Here is a 20,570-nt window from a genome sequence, read left to right on the forward strand (position 1 = left end):
GGAGCGGATGCTAACCTGCGTTCAGATCGGACAGGTCCAGCCCGCGCGCGCCGCCGGTCTGGGCGCCGGTGAAGTCGGCCTGCCGGGTCTGGGCGCCGTGCAGGATGGCGCGACTGAGGTCCGCCTCGCTCAGCACCGCCCGGCGCATGTCCGCGCCCGTCAGGTCCGCGCCGCGCAGGTTCGCCCCGCTCAGATCGGCGGGCATCAGCCGATCCGCCGTCAGCATCAACGGCCCCAGCTGGGCCTCGCGCAGGTCCGCCCCATTCAGCCGCGCCCGCGTCAGTCGCGCGCCGCGCAGGTCCGCCCGGCGCAGATTGGCCGAGCGCAGGTCGGCGCCCTCCAGTTGCGCCCCCTGAAGCTGCACCCCTTCCATGTCCAGGCCGTAGAAGACCGCTCCCTTGGCCGACAGGGCCGTCAGGTTCAGCCCGCGAATGCTCTCCAGCGGCCGCAGATCGACGCCGTCGAACACCGAAGGCTGGCCCTCTGCCCCGCCCGTCTCGCACCACTGGGCGTGTTCGCGCAGCATTTCGGCCGCAGGCATCTGGCTGACCGGTTCGCCCGCCGGGCGGTTGTCGATCAGGGCGCCGTCCATATTGGCCCCGTCCGTCCGCCACATGGCCGCCTTGACCCCCACCAGAATGGCGTCGGTGAGGTCCGCGCCCGACAGGTCGGCTCCCGACAGGTCCGCCCCGGCCAGATCGGCCCCGCGAAAGCTGGCCTGTTTCAGGTTGGCCCGGACCAGCTTGCAGTCCTTCATGATGGCGTCGGTGAAGTCGGCGGCCACGGCGATGACGCCGGTCATGCGCGACCGCTGCAGATTGGCGCCGGCCAGCACGGCGCCCTGCGCCTCGGTGTCGGTCCGCTTGCGCGCCTCGACCACGCGAAAACCAAGCTTGGCGTCCTTGGCGGCGATGGTCCCTTCGCGCAGATCAGCCTCGAACAGGTCCGCGCCCGACAGGTCCGCGCCGCGCAGGCAGGCCCCGCGCAGATCGGCCCGGCGCAGGCTGGCGTCGACTAGGGTCGCATCCTGCATGTCCGCGCCGAAGAAGTTGGCGTTGTCCAGCTTGGCCCCGGTCAGGTCGCAGCCGATCAGGCAGGCGGCGGTGAAGTCGGCGTCGGCCAGATTGCGCCCGCGCAGGGACACGCCCGACAGGTCCATCCAGGCGAACACCGCCCGCGCCCCGCCCGGCCGCGCCTGCCACAGCCGGTCGTGCTTCAGGCAGACGGCGTCGGCCTCTTCCTGAGTCAGTTTCCTGCGGACGGGTTCGACGGCCTCGCTCATGGGCCGTTTATGGCTTACGCCGGATTAAGGAAGCTTTGCGGAAACAAGGGTTTTCCGCTTTCATGGACCGCCGTCATCCTCGGGCTTGACCCGAGGATCGAGCCTTCGGCGCCGCCTCGCTGGCCGGGACACGCTCAATCACGCCGCCGACAGCCCCCGGACAACCCGATCCTCGGGTCAAGCCCGAGGATGACGACGGTAGAGAACAGATGGCTGCGAGCTCCGCCCCTATTCCGTCAGCAGCCCCTGTTCGCGCAGGGCTTCGGCCAGTTCGCCGTCCTGCGTCCACAGGCGCGTATAGCCCGCCTCGCCCAGCCGGTTCAGCTCAGTCGTCAGATCGGCGCGCGGCGCGGCGGCGAAGCGGCCGTCGAAACCCGCGCCGTCCTCGCTGACCCGCACCATCGGACGCCCCGTCTCCAGCCGGTGCAGGAAGCCTTCGCACAGGACGGCGGCCTCATCCGACAACAGGCCGGTCTCGACCGTCAGGCCCGACTGGCGCAACCGCTCCGTCCCCCGCCCCGAGGCGAAAGGCGACGGGTCCAGCGCCGCGATCACCACCCGCTCGACCCCGGCCTCGGCCAGGAAGTGGGCGCAGGATTTGCGGCCCGACGAGCGGGCGCCGCACGGCTCCAGCGTCACATAGGCGGTCGCGCCCTTCACGGCCTCGCCCGCCTCGGGCACGGCCTGTTCCTCGGCGTGCGGACGTCCGCCCGGCGCCGTCGCCGCCTCGGCCAGCACGACCCCGTCCTTGACCAGAACGCAGCCGACGGCCGGATTGGGCCAGGTCTCGCCCATGCGGCTCAGGGCCAGATCAATGGCCCGCCGCATGAAGACGGCGTCGTCCGCCGCCCCGCTCACGCGATCACTCTCGCAATTGGGGGCAGGGCCTGCGCCCGCCCCTCGTCCAGATAGCGGGCGGCGACCGGCTTCAGGTCCGCGTCCAGATCGATCTCCAGCGGGTTGCCCGTCGGGATCTCGACGTCGACGATCCTGTCGTCCGGCACGGCGAACAGCAGTTTGACGATGGCGCGCAGGGAGTTGCCATGGGCGGCGATCAGCACGTCCTCGCCCGCCTTGAGGCGCGGGGCGATCTCGGCGTCCCAATAGGGCTGCACCCGGTCCAGCGTCGTCTTCAGGCTCTCGGTGTCCGGGATTTCCTTGCCGACATAGCGGGGGTCGGCGTCGAAATCGAACTCGCCGCCCGGCGCCAGCGGCGGCGGCGGCACGTCATAGCTGCGGCGCCAGACCTTGACCTGATCCTCGCCGTGCTTGGCGGCCGTCTCGGCCTTGTCCAGCCCGGTCAGGCCGCCGTAGTGGCGCTCGTTCAGGCGCCAGTCCTCGATCACCGGGACATCCTTCAACCCCGCCGAATCCAGCGCCAGGGCGCCGGTGCGCTTGGCCCGCTTCAGCACCGAGGTGAACATCACGGCAGGCTTGAAGCCCGCCTGCGCGATCAGCTCGCCGCCGCGCCGGGCCTGGGCCTCGCCCTCGGCCGTAAGGTCGACGTCTACCCATCCGGTGAAGCGGTTCTCCAGATTCCATTGGCTCTGGCCGTGGCGCAGCAGGATCAGGCGGGTCATGAAGGTCTCCGGGAGCATCCGTATCTTGAGGTTCTCGCTAGGCCCCCGACGCGGGCGCGGTCAAGGTTTCGCCGCACATCGGCGAATAAGCGCCCCGCAAGCGCAGCCCTAACAAGGGTCGCGCGTTGTGGCCTCTCGAGCGGGGGAAGGCTATAGGCCAAGGCAGGATAGCAGCCCCCGCTCCCCTCCGGGACCATCTAGGAAGACTTATGCAAAAGCCCCGTCAGGACATCCGCCCCAACACTGCGGAATATGAAACCCTGCCTCTGGTCAAGCCGACCGGCTTTCGCGAATACGACGCCCGCTGGATCCTGGAAAAAGAGATCAACCTGCTGGGCATTCAGGCCCTGGGCCTAGGCCTGGCCACCTATGTCCATGAGATCGGCCAGACGCCGAAGATCGCCGTCGGCCACGACTTCCGCGGCTATTCCCTGTCGGTGAAGCAGGCGCTGATCCTGGGCCTGCTCGAAGGCGGCATGGAGGTGCTGGACATCGGCCTGGCCCTGTCGCCGATGGCCTATTACGCCCAGTTCGCGCTGGACTGCCCCTGCGTCGCCATGGTCACCGCCAGCCACAATGAGAACGGCTGGACCGGCGTGAAGATGGGCGCCCAGGCGCCGCTGACCTTCGGCCCTGACGAAATGGGCCGCCTGAAGGAGATCGTGCTGAACGGCCAGGGCGTCGCCCGCCCCGGCGGTCGGCTGGAGCGCGTCGAAGGCTTCCGCGAGACCTACATCAAGGACGTGGCGTCCAAGGTGAAGCTGTCCCGCCCGCTGAAGGTCGTGGCCGCCTGCGGCAACGGCACCGCCGGCGCCTTCGCCCCCGAGGTGCTGCGCCTGATGGGCGCCGAGGTGATCGAAATGGACACCGACCTCGACTACACCTTCCCCAAATACAATCCGAACCCGGAAGACCACGCCATGCTGATGCAGATGGCGGCCAAGGTGAGGGAGACGGGCGCCGATCTCGCCCTCGGCTTCGACGGCGACGGCGACCGCTGCGGCGTGGTCGACGACACGGGCGAGGAGATCTTCGCCGACAAGATCGGCCTGATGCTGGCCCGCGACCTGTCGGCCATCCACCCGAACGCGACCTTCGTCGTCGATGTGAAGTCGACCGGCCTGTACAAGACCGACGAGGTGCTCAAGGCCAACGGCGCGACCACCGTCTACTGGAAGACCGGCCACTCCTATATCAAGCGCAAGACCGCTGAACTGGGCGCTCTGGCCGGGTTCGAGAAGTCGGGCCACTTCTTCCTGTCGGGCGATCTGGGCCACGGCTATGACGACGGCCTGGTGGCGGCGGGCGCCGTGCTGGCCATGCTGGACCGCAATCCCGGCAAGAGCCTCAGCGAACTGAAGACCGCCCTGGCCGACGCCTGGACTTCGCTGACCATGTCGCCGCACTGCGACGACGAGCTGAAGTACGACGTGCTGGCCAAGATCGTGAAGGAGTACGAGGACCTGGCGGCCTCTGGCGGCGAAATTCTCGGCCGCAAGATCGTCGAGGCCATCACCGTCAACGGCGTGCGCGTCCACCTCGAGGACGGCTCCTGGGTGCTGGTGCGCGCCTCGTCCAACAAGCCCGAACTGGTCGTGGTGGTCGAGAGCATGCGCTCCGCCGACGACATGCGCGACCTGTTCCGCAAGGAGATCAAGCCGCGCCTGGCCGCCCACCCGGAAATCGGCGCCTTCAACCAGGAAATCTGAGCCGCCCGCCAGAGGCCAAGCCCGCGCCTCTCCCTCCCCGTCCCGGGGAGGGTGGCTGAGGCGAAGCCGAAGACGGGTGGGGGCGGCAAGGCGATGTAGACGCAGGGGCCAGATACGCTGGGGGCCAGGCTGGTGGCGAGACAGGCCAAGCCCCGCCTCGCCCGGCCCTCCCCACCGGGTCGCTGCGCGACCACCCTCCCCGGGACGGGGAGGGAGAAACGCGGCGCCTGTCTAACTCCCTACAAAGTGGGGCAGGGAAGATTGACCTGCCGGCCCGCCTCTGGCGTCTTCCCCCCATGAACGACGCCGCCTCCCTCCCCGTGGTCATCGTCGGCGGCGGGTTCTCCGGCGCCATGCTGGCTGCGCGCCTGGCCGGATTGGGTCAGGCCTCGGTCCTGATCGAGCGCGGCGAGCGGATCGGCCCCGGCGTCGCCTATTCCACGCCGCTTGACGACCACCGGCTGAACGTCCGCGCCGAGCGGATGAGCGCCCGCCCCGACCGGCCCGCCGACTTCACCGACTGGCTGGCGCTCCACGCCCCCGCCTACGCCGATCCGAACGGCTTCGCCCCGCGCCGCCTCTACGGCCTCTATGTGCAGGCCCGCCTGGCCGAGGCCGAGGCCGCCCATCCCGGCCTGATCCGTCGTGTGAAGGGCGAGGCCGTCCGCATCGAAGGCGAGACCGTCATCCTCGCCGACGGCGCCCGCATCCCCGGCCGCGCCGTGGCGCTGGCCACCGGCAACCCGCCGCCGCGCCCCGCCGTGGCGGGCGAAGGCCCCCGCCGCCTCGCCGATCCGTGGGCGCCCGGCGCCCTGGCCGCCGTCGGCGCCGAGGATTCCGTCCTGATCCTCGGCTCCGGCCTGACCATGGTCGATGTCGTCCTGGCGCTTGAGGCCCAGGGCTGGCGCGGCCGGGCGACGGTGGTGTCGCGCCGGGGCCTGCTGCCGCGCGCCCACGGTCCCCATCACGACGCCCCGCTCGACCTGCCCTCGGACGCCCTGACCGGCGCCCTGTCGCTACGCCTGGCCTCGGCGCGGCGGCTGGCGCGCGCGCACGGCTGGCGCCGCGTCATGGAGGGCTATCGCCCCGTCACCGCCGAGCTGTGGCGGACGACGACGACGGCCGAGCGCGCCCGCTTCCTGCGCCACCTGCGGCCCTGGTGGGACGTCCACCGCCACCGCATCGCCCCCGAGGTCGCCGCCGCCCTGGACGCCCTGATCAGCGCTGGCCGCCTGGCGGTCGTGGCCGGTCGCGTGCAGGAGGTCGAGGCGGGCGACCATGGCGCCGCCCTGAGCATCCGCACGCGCAAGGGCGAGGATCAGCGCCTGACGGCCGACTGGCTGATCGACTGCACCGGCCCCGGCCATGACGCCGCCCGCGCGCCCCTGACCGCCGCCCTGATCGCGCAGGGCCGCGCCCGCCTCGATCTCGTCGGCCTGGGCCTCGACCTCGACGCCGAGGGGCGCGTGATCCACGCCGACGGCGCCGCCGATCCTGGCCTGTTCATGCTCGGCCCGCCCGCCCGCGCCGCCTTCTGGGAGACCGTCGCCGTGCCGGATATCCGCCAGCGCATCGAGGCCCTCGCCCGCGTCCTGACGGCCTGATCCCCGCCGGCCGCCCTGCGGTCGAAATTTCCAAAGCGCTGCGCCTCTCCTCCATGACTTAGCGTCTGGCGGGCCTTTTCCGGGTCGGCTATCACCGGCGCAGGAGAGGAAACATAATAATGAACCGCCACCGCACGCGCGTCCTCGGCGACCGCACCCTCACGCCCGAAACCCTGATGATGGGCTACGGCTATGATCCGGCCCTGTCGGAGGGCGCGATCAAGGCGCCCCTGTTCCAGGCCTCGACCTTCGTCTTCAAATCGGCCGAGGACGGCAAGCGCTTCTTCGAGGTCGCCTATGGCCTGCGCCAGCGCGATCCGGACGAGGCGCTGGGCCTGATCTATTCGCGCATCAACAATCCGAACCTGGAGATCCTCGAGGACCGCCTCGCCGTCTGGGACAAGGCCGACAAGGCCCTGGTCTTCTCCAGCGGCATGGCCGCCATCTCGACCGCCATGCTGGCCCTGGTGCGACCCGGCGACGTCATCCTCTATACGGCCCCGGCCTATGGCGGCACCGAATATCTGTTCGACCGCATCCTGCCCCGCTACGGCGTCAAGGCGATCAGCGTCCCCGCCGCCGAGGGCGCCGACGCCCTGGACGCCGCCATGATCGCGGCGGCCGCCCAAGCCAAGACCACCGGCGGACGCCTGGCCGCCGTCTATCTGGAGACCCCCGCCAATCCGACCAACCAGCTGGTCGACATCGCCCGCGCAGTCGCCGCCGCCAAGGCGCTGGATCAGGCCGAACCGCCGGTCATCGCCGTCGACAACACCTTCCTCGGCCCCCTGTGGCAAAGCCCGCTGGAGCTGGGCGCCGACCTCGTCCTCTATTCCCTGACCAAATACGTCGGCGGCCACTCGGACCTGATCGCGGGCGGCTGCATGGGCGGGGCGGACCTCATGGCGCGCGTCGGCGAGATGCGGACCATCTGCGGCACCACCGCCGACCCGCACACCGCCTGGCTGCTGCTGCGCAGTCTGGAGACCCTGCACATCCGCATGGAGCGGGCGCAGGACAACGCCCTGATCCTGGCCGAGCGCCTGCGCGCCGACCCGCGCGTCAGCGCCGTCCTGACCGCGGGCGGCCCGGACGCCTCGCCGGAACAGCAGGCGATCTTCGAGGCCCAATGCAAGGGCGCCGGCTCGACCTTCTCGCTGGAGCTTCCGGGCGGCGAGGCCGAGGCCTTCCGCATGCTGAACGCGCTTCGCCTGTTCAAACTGGCCGTCAGCCTTGGCGGCGCCGAGAGCCTGGCGTCGCACCCGTCCAGCATGACCCACTCGGACTATACACTAGAGGCCAAGGCGCGCAGCGGCATCGGCGACAATCTGGTGCGCCTGTCGGTCGGCATCGAGAACGTCGAGGACCTGTGGGCCGACCTGGATCAGGCCCTGTCCGCCATCTGACGGCGCGCGCGGCGGGCGATCAGCCCGCCGCCTTCACCGCCTCGGCGACATCGTTGACCACGCGCTTGACCAGGGCCTCGTCGTCGCCCTCGGCCATGACGCGGATCAGCTTTTCCGTGCCGGAGGGACGGACCAGCAGGCGGCCCGAGCCGTTCAGGGCGGCCTCGGCCTCGGCCATCGCCGCCTTGACCTTCTCGTCCTCCAGCGGCTTGCCGGCCGTGTAGCGGACATTCTGCAGCAGTTGCGGAACCGGCTCGAACTGGCGCGCCAGCTCGCTCATCGGCGCGCCCGCCTCGACGAGGACGGCCAGCACCTGCAGCGCGGCCATCAGGCCGTCGCCCGTCGTCGCATGGTCCTTCAGGATGATGTGGCCCGACTGTTCGCCGCCGATGTTGAAGCCGCCCTCGCGCATCCGCTCCATGACGTAGCGATCGCCGACCTTGGTGCGCTCCAGCGTCAGCCCCTCGGCCTTCAGGCGGCGCTCCAGTCCCAGGTTGGACATGACGGTGGCGACCACGCCGTTGCCGTTCAGCCGCCCGCGCTTGGCCCAGTCCAGGCCGATCAGGGCCATGATCTGATCGCCGTCGACCACATGGCCCTTTTCGTCGCAGATGATGACCCGGTCGGCGTCGCCGTCCAGGGCGATGCCGATGTCGCAGCGATAGCGCTTGACCGCTTCCGACACGGTCTCGGGATGGGTCGAGCCGCATTCGGCGTTGATGTTCAGGCCGTTAGGCTCCACCCCGACAGGGAAGACCTCGGCGCCCAGCTCATAAAGGGTCGTCGGGGCCACGCGGTAGCCGGCGCCGTTGGCGCAGTCGATGGCGATGCGCAGGCCCTTGAGGCTCAGCCGCTTGGGGAAGGCCTGTTTGGCGATCTCGATGTAGCGCGGCGGGGCGTCGTCGATGCGCTTGACCCGGCCCAGCTTGTTCGACGGCGCCAGGTCCTGATCCAGGGCCTCGTCCATCATGGCTTCGATCTTCAGCTCGATCTCGTCCGACAGCTTGTAGCCGTCCGGCCCGAACAGCTTGATGCCGTTGTCGGCGTAGTCGTTGTGCGAGGCCGAGATCATGATGCCCAGATCGGCGCGCATCGAGCGGGTCATCATCGCCACGCCCGGCGTCGGCAGGGGGCCGAAGGTGCGCACGTCCATGCCGACGCTGGCCAGGCCCGCCACCAGCGCCGGCTCGATCATATAGCCGGACAGGCGCGTGTCCTTGCCGATCACCACCAGATGGCGACGGTCGTCGTCGGTGCGGAACAGCCGCCCGGCGGCCAGGCCGACGCGCAGGGCCACCTCGGCCGTCATCGGATGGGTGTTGGCCCGGCCGCGAATGCCATCGGTGCCGAAGTATTTTCTCTCGCCCAAAAGGCCGTCCTTCGCTGGCGGCCCCGGAGTTTGCAAAGAAACCTTCCGAAACCCATTTTTTGATGTCGCCGCCCCCGCGATTTCCTAGAGCTGAGATCCAGGGCGGAGGCTGAACCCTCTCGCTTACCTCAATTTCGCGGCGCGGCGCAAAAAGCGGCGGCTGCCTGCCCATCGGAGCAGACCTCATGTGCGGCATCATCGGCGTCACCGGAACCGGCCCCGTCGTCTCTCGCCTGATCGACAGCCTGAAGCGGCTTGAGTATCGCGGCTACGATTCCGCCGGGATCGCCGTCCAGTCCGAGGGCGGCATCGAGCGCCGCCGCGCCAAGGGCAAGATCCGCGAGCTGGAGGCCGTGCTGGCCGCCGAGCCGGTCGCCGGAACCGTCGGCATCGGCCACACCCGCTGGGCCACCCACGGCGCCCCCACCACCAGCAACGCCCACCCGCACAAGGCCGGGCGCGTCTGCCTGGTCCACAACGGCATCATCGAAAACTTCGCCGAGCTGAAGGCCGAGATGGAGGCCGAGGGCCGCGTCTTCGAAAGCCAGACCGACACCGAAGTGGTCGCCCATCTGCTGGACCACAAGCTGGCCGCCGGCATGGCGCCGCTGGACGCCTTCAAGGCCACCCTGGACCGTCTGACCGGCGCCTACGCCCTGGCCGTGCTGATCGAGGGCGAGGACGAGCTGATCCTGGGCGCGCGTCGCGGCAGCCCCCTGGTCGTCGGCTGGGGCGAGGGCGAGATGTACCTGGGCTCGGACGCCCTGGCCGTCGGCCCCTTCACCCAGAAGATCTCCTATCTGGAAGAGGGCGATTTCGTCGCCGTGACCCGCACCGGCGCGCGCATGTTCGACGCCTCGGGCCGCCCGGCCGATCGCGCCGTGGTGCAGGTCTCCGCCTCCTCGGCCCTGGTCGAGAAGGGCGAATACCGCCACTTCATGGAAAAGGAGATCCACGAACAGCCCGACAGCGTCCAGCACACCCTGTCGGAATACCTCGACCTGGTCTCCGGCAAGGCCAAGGTTCAGGCCGTGGACTTCGCCGCCCTGAGCCGCATCCAGATCGTCGCCTGCGGCACGGCCTTCTACGCCGCTCAGATCGGCCGATACGCCTTTGAGAAGTACGCCGGCCTGCCCTGCGACGTCGAGATCGCGTCGGAGTTCCGCTACCGCGACCCGGCCCTGTCGCCCGGCACGCTCGCCGTCGCCGTCAGCCAGTCGGGCGAGACCGCCGACACCCTGGCGGGCCTGAAATGGTGCAAGGCGCAGGGGTTGAAGACCGCCGCCGTCGTCAACGTCCACACCTCCTCCATGGCGCGCGAGGCGGACGTGCTGTGGCCGACCCACGCCGGCCCCGAGATCGGCGTCGCCTCGACCAAGGCCTTCACCGCCCAGGTCGCCGCCCTTCTGTCGCTGGCCGTGGCGGCGGGCGTGGCGCGCGGCCGGATCGACGCCGTTCAGGAGGCCGAACTGGTCAAGGCCCTGTTCGAGGCCCCGCGCCTGATCGCCGAGGCCCTGCAGATGGACGCGGGCATCCACGCCCTGACGCTCGACCTGGCCAAGGCGCGCGACGTCCTGTTCCTGGGGCGCGGCCCGATGTTCCCGCTGGCCATGGAAGGCGCGCTGAAGCTGAAGGAGATCAGCTACATCCACGCCGAGGGCTATGCCGCGGGCGAGCTGAAGCACGGCCCCATCGCCCTGATCGACGAGGCCACCCCGACCGTCGCCCTGGCCCCGCTGGACGACCTGTTCGAGAAGACCGCCTCCAACCTGCAGGAAGTCGCCGCGCGCGGCGGACCGGTCATCATGATCACGCCCGAGACGGCGCCGGCCCTGCACGGCGCGGGCGTCCGCCGCGTCCACGCCCCGGACTGTCCGGCCCTGATCGCGCCTCTGGTCTACGCCGTGCCGATGCAGCTCCTGGCCTACTACACCGCCGTCCAGAAGGGCACCGACGTCGACCAGCCCCGCAACCTGGCCAAGTCGGTGACGGTGGAATAGGCGAACCCGATCGGGCCGGGGGCGTTTGGAAGCTTCACAAATTGCGCCTATGACAGGCGCCCCAAGGCTGATCAGGACGATCCATGACGACCTCCCCCGCCCGCCTTCGCCCAGCCCCTCTGCGCAAGGCGGTCCTGCCCGTGGCCGGTCTCGGCACGCGGGTTCTGCCCGGCACCAAGACCACGCCCAAGGAGTTGCTGAACGTCGTCGACCGGCCGATCCTCTCCTATATCGTGGAAGAGGCGCGCGAGGCGGGGATCGAGCACATCGTCTTCGTCACCGGCCGCGCCAAACAGGCGATCGAGGACTATTTCGACCACCAGATCGAGCTTGAGGCCCAGCTCCTGGCCAAGGGCAAGACCGAGATCCTGGCGACCATGAACGCCGAGCTGGCCCAGGCCGGCGAGATGAGCTTCACCCGCCAGATGCAGCCCAAGGGCCTCGGTCACGCCGTCTGGTGCGCCCGCGACATCATCGGGCCGGAGCCGTTCGCCGTCATCCTGCCCGACGTGATCGTGGATTCGCAGCCCGGCGCGCTGAAGCAGCTGGCCCAGCTCTACGCCGAAGTCGGCGGCAACGTCATCGGCGTCGAGGCCGTGCCCGAGGCCGACACCCACAAATACGGCATCATCGACCCCGCCTCCCACGACGGCCGCCGCTACGGCATGAAGGGCATGGTCGAAAAGCCCGCCCAGGGCACGGCCCCGTCGAACATGTCGATCTCGGGCCGCTACATCCTGCAGCCGGAAATCTTCGACCTGCTGGAGACGCAGGAGCGCGGCGCAGGCGGCGAGATTCAGCTGACCGACGCCATGGCCCGGCTGATGCAGTCGCAGACCTTCACCGCCTATGAGTATGAGGGCGTGACCCACGACTGCGGCGACAAAATCGGCCTGCTGCGCGCCAACGTCGCCCTGGCCCTGAAGCGTCCCGACCTGGGCGACGCCGCCCGCGCCGCCATTGAGGGCCTGCTTTAATTCCTTTCTCCCCTTGTGGGAGAAGGTGGCAGGCGAAGCCTGACGGATGAGGGGGGGCGACGGCGCGTTGGCAAACCTGCCGCTAGTGTTCCGCCTCGTCGTCTAAAGGTCGCGCTCACACCCCTCATCCGAGCGCCTCCGGCGCCCACCTTCTCCCACAAGGGGAGAAGGGCCTGCGGAGTCTGCATAACAGGCGCAAAAAACCGCTTTGATTTCAAATCCTCGCTTCATGCAGGTCTCGATCAGTCCGCCTCATTATCCCATCGCCTCATGATCCCGTTTGCGCCGGACCAATCCCTCCGATTTCAGACGATTCAGACGAATTGGACTCTGTTTTTACGTCCTGCGTCGCTTTAGCCGCTCCCCGCGCGCCACGCTTTCGCCCGCTCACGCGTTCGGCTAGGCAAGAGGGGACGTTGAAAACGAGGTTCGACCGATGCGCGTGATGATTCTGGGCGGCGACGGCTTCTGCGGCTGGCCCACGGCCCTGCACCTGTCGGCGCGCGGCTGGGAGGTGTTGATCGTCGACAACCTCAGCCGCCGCAACATCGACAATGAGCTGGAGATCCGCTCCCTGACCCCGATCCGCACCATGGGCGAGCGCATCGCCGCGTGGAAGGAGGTGTCGGGCCGCACCATCGACTTCGTCAATCTGACGGTCGGTAAGGAGTTCGACCGCCTGGTCGCCCTGATCAAGGAATGGGCGCCCGACAGCGTCGTCCATTTCGCCGAACAGCGCGCCGCCCCCTATTCGATGAAGTCGGCGCGGCACAAGATCTACACCGTCGACAACAATCTGAACGCCACCAACCACCTGCTGGCCGCCATCGTCGAGAGCGGCCGCGATGTCCACCTGGCCCACCTGGGGACCATGGGGGTCTACGGCTACACCACGGCGGGCCTGCGCATCCCCGAGGGCTATCTGAAGGTCACGGTCGACACCGACCACGGCCCGACCGAGCAGGAGATCCTGTTCCCGCCGAACCCCGGCAGCATCTACCACATGACCAAGACGCAGGACGCCCTGCTGTTCCAGTTCTACGCCAAGAACGATTCCCTGCGGATCACCGACCTGCACCAGGGCATCGTCTGGGGCGCCCAGACCGAGGAGACGAAGCAGGACGAGCGCCTGATCAACCGCTTCGACTACGACGGCGACTACGGCACGGTGCTCAATCGCTTCCTGATGCAGGGCGCGCTGGGCTATCCGCTGACGGTCCACGGCTCGGGCGGCCAGACGCGGGCCTTCATCCACATTCAGGATACGGTGCGCTGCGTCGAGCTGGCGCTGAACAACCCGCCCAAGCGCGGCGATCGGGTCAAGATCCTCAACCAGATGACCGAGAGCCGCCGCGTCCGCGATCTGGCCCGTATGGTGGCCGACATGACCGGCGCCCCGGTCCACAACGTCGCCAACCCGCGTCAGGAGGCCGACGAGAACGAACTGGTCGTCGCCAACGATCAGTTCCGCGAGCTGGGGCTGAAACCGATCACCCTGGCCGAGGGGCTGATGGCCGATGTCACCGACATCGCCCGGCGCTACGCCGATCGCGCCGACCGCAGCAAGATTCCTTGCGTCACCGCCTGGAACGCCGGCCGCGCCGACGCCCTCCGCGACGAGGCTGAAACGGCCTTCGCCGCCGCCCCCGTCCGCATCCTGTCCGCCTGAGAAGCCGAAGCCTGATGACCGAACCCGCCGCCGCCCCGTCCCTGTTGGTCTTCGGCGGCGGCTATCTGGGACAGGCGGCGGGGCGCGAGGCCCTGCGGCGCGGCGGCCGGGCCTTCGCCACCTCGCGCGACCCCGAAACCCGTCAGGCGCTGGCGGCGCAGGGGATGACGCCGGTCGATCCGGCCGACGCCACGGCCCTGGGCGCGGCTCTGGCCGCCGCGCAGGCGGTGCTGATCACCACGCCGCCGGACGCCCACGGCTGCCCGGCGCTGCGCGCCCTGACGCCCCTGGCGGCTGACGCCTGGCCCGACTGGATCGGCTACGCCTCCTCCACCGCCGTCTACGGCGACCGGGCGGGCGGCTGGGCCTTCGAGGGCGATCCGCTGAACGCCGCCACGCTGGAAGGCGCCCGCCGCGCGCGGGTCGAGCGCGACTGGCTGGACGGCGCCCAGGGCATGGGGCTGACGCTGCAGGTCTTCCGCCTGCCCGGCTTCTACGGTCCCGGCCGCAGCGTCATCGACCGCCTGCGCGCCGGAACCGCGCGCCTGGTGAAAAAGCCCGGCCAGGTGTTCAACCGCATTCACGTGGACGACATCGTCTCGGGCCTGTTCGCCTCCATGGCCCGACCGCGCCCCGGCGGCGTCTACAATCTGACCGACGACGAACCGACCTCAGCCGACGTCGTCACCGCCTGGGCCGCCGAGCGCCTGGGCCTGCCGCGCCCGCCGCAGGTCGATTGGACGGCCCCCGAAGTCAGCGAGGCCATGCGCCGCTTCTACCTGGACTCCAAGCGCATCTCCAACGCCCGCGCCAAGGCCGAACTGGGCTGGCGCCCACGCTATCCCTCCTATCGCGAGGGGCTGGAGGCGATCCTCGCCGAGAAGACCCCCTGACATGCGAAAGGCGCGCCGACCGAAATCGACGCGCCTCCTCTTTCGCTCAAGCACCGAGGGTCCGCGACCCGAGCATAGCGTCCCTTAGAAAGGCAGGATGTTTCGCTGGCGGCTGTAGCTCATAGTGCCGACATTGGCGCCCAGACGCACGCCGACGCCGGTGCGGATCGGAGCCAGGACGATGCCGTCGGCGCGCTGATAGTTCACGCCGAGACCCGCAATCAGATAAGCCGAGCCCTCGACGCCCGGATAGCGGCGATAGAGCATGTCGGGGTGATAAAGGCCGTAGACCAGGGTGAAGACCCGGCTGGCGTTGCCCCCCCAGTCCCAGCCGATGGAGGCGCCCTGCCAGAACACCTCCTGCGAGGCGGACAGGTCCTTCATGTGCAGGGCGCCGCGACCGTAACGCAGGCCGGCCACGACGGCGCCCGCGCCTTCCTCGCCCGCGATATAGGCGGTCGGGCGGTCGCCCTGTTCGGCGAAGATGCGCTCGATGGCGCCGCCCACGGCCTCGGCCGCGATGCCGAGCTCGCGCGACCCGGCGGCGACCAGCTCGTCAAAGGTATAGGCCTGGGCGTTGTTGTCCGAGGCGATCGGATAGTTGGGATCGGCCGGCGGGCGGCTGGCGCAGGCGCCCAGGCCGGCGGGCAGGGCGCCGGCGGCGGCGAGGCCGAGGCTGGTGCGGATCAGTTGGCGGCGGTGCATGGTCGAGGCTCCCGGCTAAGGACGGTCCGCCCGTCGTCGCGGGCTTGGCCTACCGTCCGTGCCTTTTACGGCAGCCTTGGGGCTTTAAGGTTAACCGAAGATTGCTTGGCCGCAGAAGTTCCGGCGGCCCGTGACTCAGGCCGCCGGTTTTTTCTGTCTTCAGGCGCGCAGCGTTCCGCCCGCCTTGGCGGCGGCGGCCTTCACCTTGGCCATCAGGGCCTCGATCTCGGCCTCCGTCAGGGTGGCGGCGCGGGGCTGGATCTCGACCTCGATGGCGACCGACTTCTGGCCTTCCGGCACGCCCTGGCCGCGATAGACGTCGAACACGCGGACATCGACGATCAAGGCCTTGTCAGCGCCCGCCACGGCGCGGGTCAGGTCGCCCACGGCCTTGGCCTCGTCCATCAGGAAGGCGAAGTCGCGGGTCAGGGGCATCAGGTTGGGCAGATCCGCCGCGCCGCGCGCCTTGCCGCCCTTGCCGCGCGGTTCCGGCACGGAATCAAGCACGATCTCGAACGCCAGCATGGGGCCGTCGGCGTCCAGCGCCTTCAGCACGCGCGGGTGCAGGGCGCCGAACTCGACGATGACGTTCTTGGGCCCCAGTTGCAGTCGGGCCGAGCGGCCGGGGTGCCACCAGTCGCGGTTCGACCCTTGCGCCAGCTGCAGGGAGCCGACCGGGGCGCCGATTTCTTCCAGCACGGCCAGCAGGTCGCCCTTCAGCGCGAACAGGGGGTCTTCCCCCGCCCCGCCCCAGTGCCGGTCGGCGTGCGGCGCGACCAACCCGGCGATGACGGTGCGCTGCCCGTTGGGCTGGTCGTCCAGATAGATGGGGCCGATCTCGAACAGGGCGACGTCGGCGTGGCCGCGCGCGGCGTTGCGCGCCGCCGCCTGGATCAGGTTCGGCAAGGCCGAAGGCCGCATGCAGTCCAGATCGGCCGCGATGGGGTTTTCCAGCACCAGACGCTCGTCGCCGCCGCCGAACAGGGCCGCGATCGACTGTTTGGTGAAGGACCAGGTGACGGCCTCGGCATAGCCCAGGGCCGCCAGGGCGCGGCGGGCCGTGCGCACGCGCGCCTGACGCGGGCTGAGCACCCCGCCCGGGGGCGGGGCGACGGGCGGCAGGGGCGTGTCGGGCAGGGCGGCGTAGCCCTCGATGCGGGCGACCTCTTCGACCAGATCGGCCGGGCCTTCGACGTCGCGGCGCCAGGACGGCGGCGTCACCGACCAGGGCGACCCGCGCATGACGGTGAAGCCCAGGGCGAACAGGATCTCGAAGATCCGGTCGTCGCTGAGGTCCATGCCCGACAGGCGCTTCACATAGGACGGATCAAAGGCGAAGGCGGCCGGGGCGGCCGGAGCCTCCCCCGCCACCGCGACCGTCGACGGCTCGCCGCCGCACAGGTCCAGGATCAGCTGCGTCGCCAACTCCAGCCCCGGCACGACCGAGGCCGTGTCGACGCCGCGCGCAAAGCGGTACTGGGCGTCCGAGTTGATCCCCAGCGCGCGCCCGGTCTGGGCCGTGGCGATGGGGTCGAACCAGGCGCTTTCAACGAAGACGTCGACCGTCTCGTCCGAGCAGCCGGTCGAGACGCCGCCCATGACGCCGCCCAGGCCGATGACGCGCTGGCCCCCGGCGTCGGCGATGACGCAGTCGGCGGCGCCCGGCGCATAGGTCTTGCCGTCCAGCGCCTCGATCTGATCGGCGTCGCCGCGACCGGCGCGCACCACGATCTGGTCGCCCGAAAGGGTCGCCAGGTCATAGACATGCAGCGGCCGCGCGCGGTCGTAGGAAATCAGGTTGGTGATGTCGACGAGGCGGTTGATCGGACGCAGGCCGATGGCCGTCAGCCGCTGTTGCAGCCACTGCGGCGACGGGCCGTTCCGCACGCCGCGGATCACGCGACCGGCGAAGACCGGGCACAGGTCGGGCGCTTCCAGCGTCACCGAGACGGGGCTGTCAAAAGCCCCCGCGACCGGCGCGATCTCCGGCGTCGTCAGCTTGCCGAGCCCGGCGGCGGCCAGGTCACGGGCGATGCCCGCCACGCCGAGCCAGTCGGGACGGTTCGGCGTCACCTCGAAGTCGATGACCGGCTCGGCGCCGAAGACGCCCGCAGCGGGAGCACCGACCTGAAGGTCATCCGACAGTTCAAGGATGCCGTCGCTGTCGTCCGCCAGTTCCAGCTCGGCGGCCGAACACAGCATGCCGTTGGACACCACGCCGCGCACCGGCTTCTCGACCAGGGTCACGCCCAGACCCGGCACATAGGCGCCGATGGGGGCGTAGATGGTGGTCAGCCCAGCCCGCGCATTGGGCGCCCCGCAGACGATCTCCTTCAGGCCGTCCACGGTCTCGACCTGACAGACCTGCAGGCGGTCGGCGTTCGGATGACGCTCGGCCGAAACGATGCGCGCGACCGTGAAGGGGGCCAGGGCGGCGATGGGGTCGTGGACCTCCTCGACCTCCAGCCCGGCCATGGTCATGGCCTCGGCGACCTGATCGACCTGCGCCTCGGTATCGAGGTGGACCTTCAGCCAGGAAAGCGTGAACTTCATTGCGCCGATCCTGACTGGGACAGCGCCGCTGCCATATTGTCGAGGAACTCCGACGGGCCGGTGAAGCCGACGCCGAGGAAGTTGCAGTTGATGAACTGGCAGTTCTTGAACGGGATCGGCCCGGTGACGCGCTGCGGCCCCATCGGCGTCAGCATCAGGTTACGCGGATCGCCCTTGGCGTCGCCCATGTTGCAGCCGTCGAAATTGCAGCCTTCCAGCGGCAGCAGGACGGCCGGCCCTTCCATCAGACAGTTCTCAAAGCGACGGTTCTCGATGACGGGCAGGCCGGCGCGCGCCGTCTCCATGAACAACTGGGGCAGCCACACGTTCTTGCCGACATAGGTGGGGCCGGGGCCGAGCGCTTCGAGGGTGATGGGGGTGTCAGTCATGAGAATCTTTCAAAGAACACTGAAGGGGGCGAGCGGCGCCGCTCCCGGCGCCCGCAGGCGTCACCCCTTGGTTTGCGCCTCGGCGCGGGCGCTCAGCAGGCCCTGCTCCAGTTCGTCCAGCGCCTCCTTGGCGCCGGTGAAGGCCACCTGCACGAAACGGCAGCGCACGAAGCGGCAGTTGGACATGCCGATCGCCCCGGCGATCATGGAGCCGCGCGGGTCCAGCAACAGGGTGCGCGGGTCCTCGGCCACGCCCATGTTGCAGCCGTCGAAGGTGGTGCCGTTCATGATCGCCATCACCGCCGGGCCCTCGATCAGGCATTCGGTGAAGGTCTTGCCGTCGATGAAGACCTGTCCGGCGTTCATGTGATGGACGGCCAGGGACGGCAGCCAGACGGCTTCCTTCTCAAACGTGGTGCGGGCGACGATCTCGCGGCCCAGTTTTTCTTCGGGCGACATCTCGGTCTGGTCGGTCATGAGCGTGTTCCAGTTCAGCTGAGGCCCGACGCCGGATTCGGCGCGGCGAAGGCGGAGAAACCGTAGTGCGCCAGCCAGCGCGTATCGGCCTCGAACATGGGGCGCAGGTCCGGCACCCCGTATTTCAGCATGGCCAGGCGATCAACGCCCATGCCGAAGGCGAAGCCCTGATACTCGTCCGGGTCGATGCCGCAGTTGCGCAGCACGTTCGGGTGCACCATGCCGCAGCCCAGAATCTCCAACCAGTCCTCGCCCTCGTTCAGGGTCAGCTTGCCGCCCGAGCGGTCGCAGCGGATGTCCATCTCGGCCGAGGGCTCGGTGAAGGGGAAGTGGTGCGGGCGGAAACGGGCGTGCACGTCGTCCAGCTCGAAGAAGCGGGCGATGAAGGTCTCCAGCGTCGTCTTCAGGTGGCCCATGTGGATGTCGCGGTCGATCACCAGGCCTTCGATCTGGTGGAACATCGGCGTGTGGGTCGCGTCGCTGTCCTTACGGAAGGTGCGGCCGGGCGCGATGATGCGGATCGGCGGCTTCTGCGACATCATGGTGCGGACCTGCACCGGGCTGGTGTGGGTGCGCAGCACCTTGCGCTCGCCCGTTTCCGGGTCGGGCTTCAGGAAGAAGGTGTCGTGCATCTCCCGCGCCGGATGCTTGGGCGGGAAGTTCAGGGCGGTGAAGTTGTGGAAATCGTCCTCGATGTCCGGCCCCTCGGCGACCGAGAAGCCCATGTCGGCGAAAACGGCGACCATCTCGTCCATGACCTGCATGGTCGGGTGCACCCCGCCCTTGCGGCGCGGGCGGCTGGGCAGGGTCAGGTCGACGCGTTCGGCCAGCAGGCGAGCGTCCAGTTCGGCGGCTTCCAGCTCGGCCTTACGGGCGCTCAGGGCCGACGACACCCGGTCCCGCAGGCCGTTGATGACGGGGCCGCGCTCGCGGCGCTCATCCGGGCTCAGCGCCCCCATGCCTTTCAGCAGGCCCGAGATCGAGCCGGACTTGCCGAGGGCGGCGACGCGGATGTCTTCCAGACCCGCCACGCTCTCGGCCGAGCCGATGGCGTTGATGAGGTCCAGTTCCAGTTGAGCGAGATCGGTCATGGGCGTTCGTCTAGCCGTTAGGAACGAAAGCAAAAAGCCCCCCGGCGCGAACCGGAGGGCTTTTGCTTCATCCCGTGAGGGAGAAAGGCTTAAGCGAGGGCCGCGCGAACCTTGTCGGCGATGCCCTTGAAGCCGGCTTCATCGGCGGCGATGGCGGCCAGGACCTTGCGGTCCAGTTCGATGCCCGCCTTGTTCAGGCCGTGCATGAACTGCGAGTAGGTGAAGCCTTCGGTGCGGGCCGCGGCGTTGATGCGCTGGATCCACAGGGCGCGGAACGAGCGCTTCTTGTTGCGACGGTCGCGGTAGGCGTACTGACCAGCGCGATCCACCGCGGCCTTGGCGGCGCGGATGGTGTTCTTGCGGCGGCCGTAGAAGCCTTTGGCCTGCTTCAGGATCTTCTTGTGCTTGGCGTGGGCGGTGACGCCCCGGGTGACGCGAGCCATTGTAAATTTCCCTTCGGGAAGCCTCTGACGTTCGCCGCGCGGCGGCTCACTGCATGAGAGGCTTTAGTTCAAATTCTATGCGGTTGAGAGATCGTGTCTGCGTGCGCCGATCAGGCGTACGGCATGTAGGACTTGATCTTCTTGGCGTCGGCGTCGGCCATGACCGAAGTGCCGCGGTTCTGGCGGATGTACTTCGAGTTGTGGCTGATCAAACGGTGGCGCTTGCCGGCCACGCCAGCCTTGACCTTGCCCGTCGCGGTGAATTTGAAGCGCTTCTTGGCGCCCGACTTCGTCTTCAGCTTCGGCATTTTCACTCTCTGTCTTTTAGAGGGCTACCGCTCTTCGAGCTACTTGAGCCCGACCAGCGCCAGCCTGATTTAAGACCGCCCAGGCATGCCTGTTCGCCCGGCGGTCCGGTACGCG

The 20,570-nt window shown here is 69.2% G+C and carries 18 protein-coding genes; 7 read left to right on the forward strand and 11 right to left on the reverse strand.

From position 1 onward, the window contains the following. Positions 1-10 precede the first annotated feature (10 nt). The 3 genes from ACLBV5_RS07645 to gpmA all read right to left on the reverse strand — a co-directional run bounded on the left by ACLBV5_RS07645 (position 11) and on the right by gpmA (position 2,862). The gene (locus ACLBV5_RS07645; protein WP_227157555.1) at positions 11-1,282 is read right to left on the reverse strand and encodes a pentapeptide repeat-containing protein; all 1,272 of its coding nucleotides are present in this window, start codon (positions 1,280-1,282) and stop codon (positions 11-13) included. Positions 1,283-1,510: 228 nt separating this feature from the next. Then, positions 1,511-2,140 (reverse strand): bifunctional diaminohydroxyphosphoribosylaminopyrimidine deaminase/5-amino-6-(5-phosphoribosylamino)uracil reductase RibD, encoded by a 630-nt coding sequence (locus ACLBV5_RS07650; RefSeq protein ID WP_447605308.1) that lies wholly within the window; start codon positions 2,138-2,140, stop codon positions 1,511-1,513. Then, entirely contained in the window at positions 2,137-2,862 is a 726-nt protein-coding gene (gene gpmA, locus ACLBV5_RS07655; protein ID WP_025977983.1) for a 2,3-diphosphoglycerate-dependent phosphoglycerate mutase, read from the reverse strand. The genes ACLBV5_RS07650 and gpmA overlap by 4 nt, the downstream gene beginning before the upstream one ends. Before the next feature lie 209 nt (positions 2,863-3,071). Here gpmA and ACLBV5_RS07660 point away from each other — a divergent pair, with 209 nt between their 5' ends. The 3 genes from ACLBV5_RS07660 (at position 3,072) to ACLBV5_RS07670 (ending at position 7,581) form a co-directional block, all read left to right on the forward strand. Beyond that, positions 3,072-4,571: a phosphomannomutase/phosphoglucomutase gene (locus tag ACLBV5_RS07660; RefSeq protein WP_447605309.1), complete on the forward strand. Its 1,500-nt coding sequence runs from the start codon at positions 3,072-3,074 to the stop codon at positions 4,569-4,571. A 296-nt stretch (positions 4,572-4,867) separates the two neighbouring features. Next, on the forward strand, positions 4,868-6,175 hold the full coding sequence (locus ACLBV5_RS07665) for an FAD/NAD(P)-binding protein (protein ID WP_253122199.1): 1,308 nt from the start codon (positions 4,868-4,870) through the stop codon (positions 6,173-6,175). Between the two features lie 119 nt (positions 6,176-6,294). Next, complete coding sequence (locus ACLBV5_RS07670) at positions 6,295-7,581, forward strand: cystathionine gamma-synthase family protein (RefSeq protein WP_447605310.1); 1,287 nt, start codon at positions 6,295-6,297, stop codon at positions 7,579-7,581. Between the two features lie 19 nt (positions 7,582-7,600). Here the strand turns inward: ACLBV5_RS07670 and glmM are convergent, their stop codons facing one another. Next, positions 7,601-8,950, reverse strand: a complete 1,350-nt coding sequence (gene glmM, locus ACLBV5_RS07675) for a phosphoglucosamine mutase (protein WP_447605311.1) — start codon at positions 8,948-8,950, stop codon at positions 7,601-7,603. Between the two features lie 185 nt (positions 8,951-9,135). Here glmM and glmS point away from each other — a divergent pair, with 185 nt between their 5' ends. The 4 genes from glmS (at position 9,136) to ACLBV5_RS07695 (ending at position 14,489) form a co-directional block, all read left to right on the forward strand. Further along, a complete protein-coding gene (glmS, locus tag ACLBV5_RS07680; RefSeq protein ID WP_447605312.1) occupies positions 9,136-10,950 on the forward strand; it encodes a glutamine--fructose-6-phosphate transaminase (isomerizing) in 1,815 nt (604 codons plus the stop codon). An 83-nt stretch (positions 10,951-11,033) separates the two neighbouring features. Next, positions 11,034-11,927, forward strand: a complete 894-nt coding sequence (gene galU / locus ACLBV5_RS07685) for a UTP--glucose-1-phosphate uridylyltransferase GalU (protein ID WP_227157340.1) — start codon at positions 11,034-11,036, stop codon at positions 11,925-11,927. 436 nt (positions 11,928-12,363) lie between these two features. Next, entirely contained in the window at positions 12,364-13,596 is a 1,233-nt protein-coding gene (locus ACLBV5_RS07690) for an NAD-dependent epimerase/dehydratase family protein (RefSeq protein WP_447605313.1), read from the forward strand. Between the two features lie 14 nt (positions 13,597-13,610). Further along, a complete protein-coding gene (locus ACLBV5_RS07695) occupies positions 13,611-14,489 on the forward strand; it encodes an SDR family NAD(P)-dependent oxidoreductase (RefSeq protein ID WP_447605314.1) in 879 nt (292 codons plus the stop codon). A gap of 84 nt (positions 14,490-14,573) precedes the next feature. Here ACLBV5_RS07695 and ACLBV5_RS07700 read toward each other — a convergent pair whose 3' ends face one another. The 7 genes from ACLBV5_RS07700 to rpmI all read right to left on the reverse strand — a co-directional run bounded on the left by ACLBV5_RS07700 (position 14,574) and on the right by rpmI (position 20,455). Then, positions 14,574-15,194: a DUF1134 domain-containing protein gene (locus ACLBV5_RS07700; protein ID WP_025976284.1), complete on the reverse strand. Its 621-nt coding sequence runs from the start codon at positions 15,192-15,194 to the stop codon at positions 14,574-14,576. 159 nt (positions 15,195-15,353) lie between these two features. Then, on the reverse strand, positions 15,354-17,747 hold the full coding sequence (gene pheT, locus ACLBV5_RS07705) for a phenylalanine--tRNA ligase subunit beta (RefSeq protein ID WP_447605315.1): 2,394 nt from the start codon (positions 17,745-17,747) through the stop codon (positions 15,354-15,356). Next, positions 17,744-18,136 (reverse strand): pentapeptide repeat-containing protein, encoded by a 393-nt coding sequence (locus tag ACLBV5_RS07710; protein ID WP_025976286.1) that lies wholly within the window; start codon positions 18,134-18,136, stop codon positions 17,744-17,746. The genes pheT and ACLBV5_RS07710 overlap by 4 nt, the downstream gene beginning before the upstream one ends. Before the next feature lie 60 nt (positions 18,137-18,196). Further along, the gene (locus ACLBV5_RS07715; protein WP_303683694.1) at positions 18,197-18,613 is read right to left on the reverse strand and encodes a hypothetical protein; all 417 of its coding nucleotides are present in this window, start codon (positions 18,611-18,613) and stop codon (positions 18,197-18,199) included. A gap of 14 nt (positions 18,614-18,627) precedes the next feature. Continuing rightward, positions 18,628-19,704 carry a phenylalanine--tRNA ligase subunit alpha gene (gene pheS, locus ACLBV5_RS07720; protein WP_025976288.1) on the reverse strand — a complete coding sequence of 359 codons (1,077 nt, stop codon included), beginning with the start codon at positions 19,702-19,704 and terminating at the stop codon, positions 18,628-18,630. A gap of 89 nt (positions 19,705-19,793) precedes the next feature. Beyond that, positions 19,794-20,147, reverse strand: coding sequence for a 50S ribosomal protein L20 (rplT, locus tag ACLBV5_RS07725; RefSeq protein ID WP_025976289.1), 354 nt, complete (start codon positions 20,145-20,147; stop codon positions 19,794-19,796). A 110-nt stretch (positions 20,148-20,257) separates the two neighbouring features. Beyond that, positions 20,258-20,455 carry a 50S ribosomal protein L35 gene (gene rpmI / locus ACLBV5_RS07730; protein ID WP_003166435.1) on the reverse strand — a complete coding sequence of 66 codons (198 nt, stop codon included), beginning with the start codon at positions 20,453-20,455 and terminating at the stop codon, positions 20,258-20,260. Positions 20,456-20,570 lie beyond the last annotated feature (115 nt).

The organism is Brevundimonas sp. M1A4_2e (genome assembly GCF_053345555.1).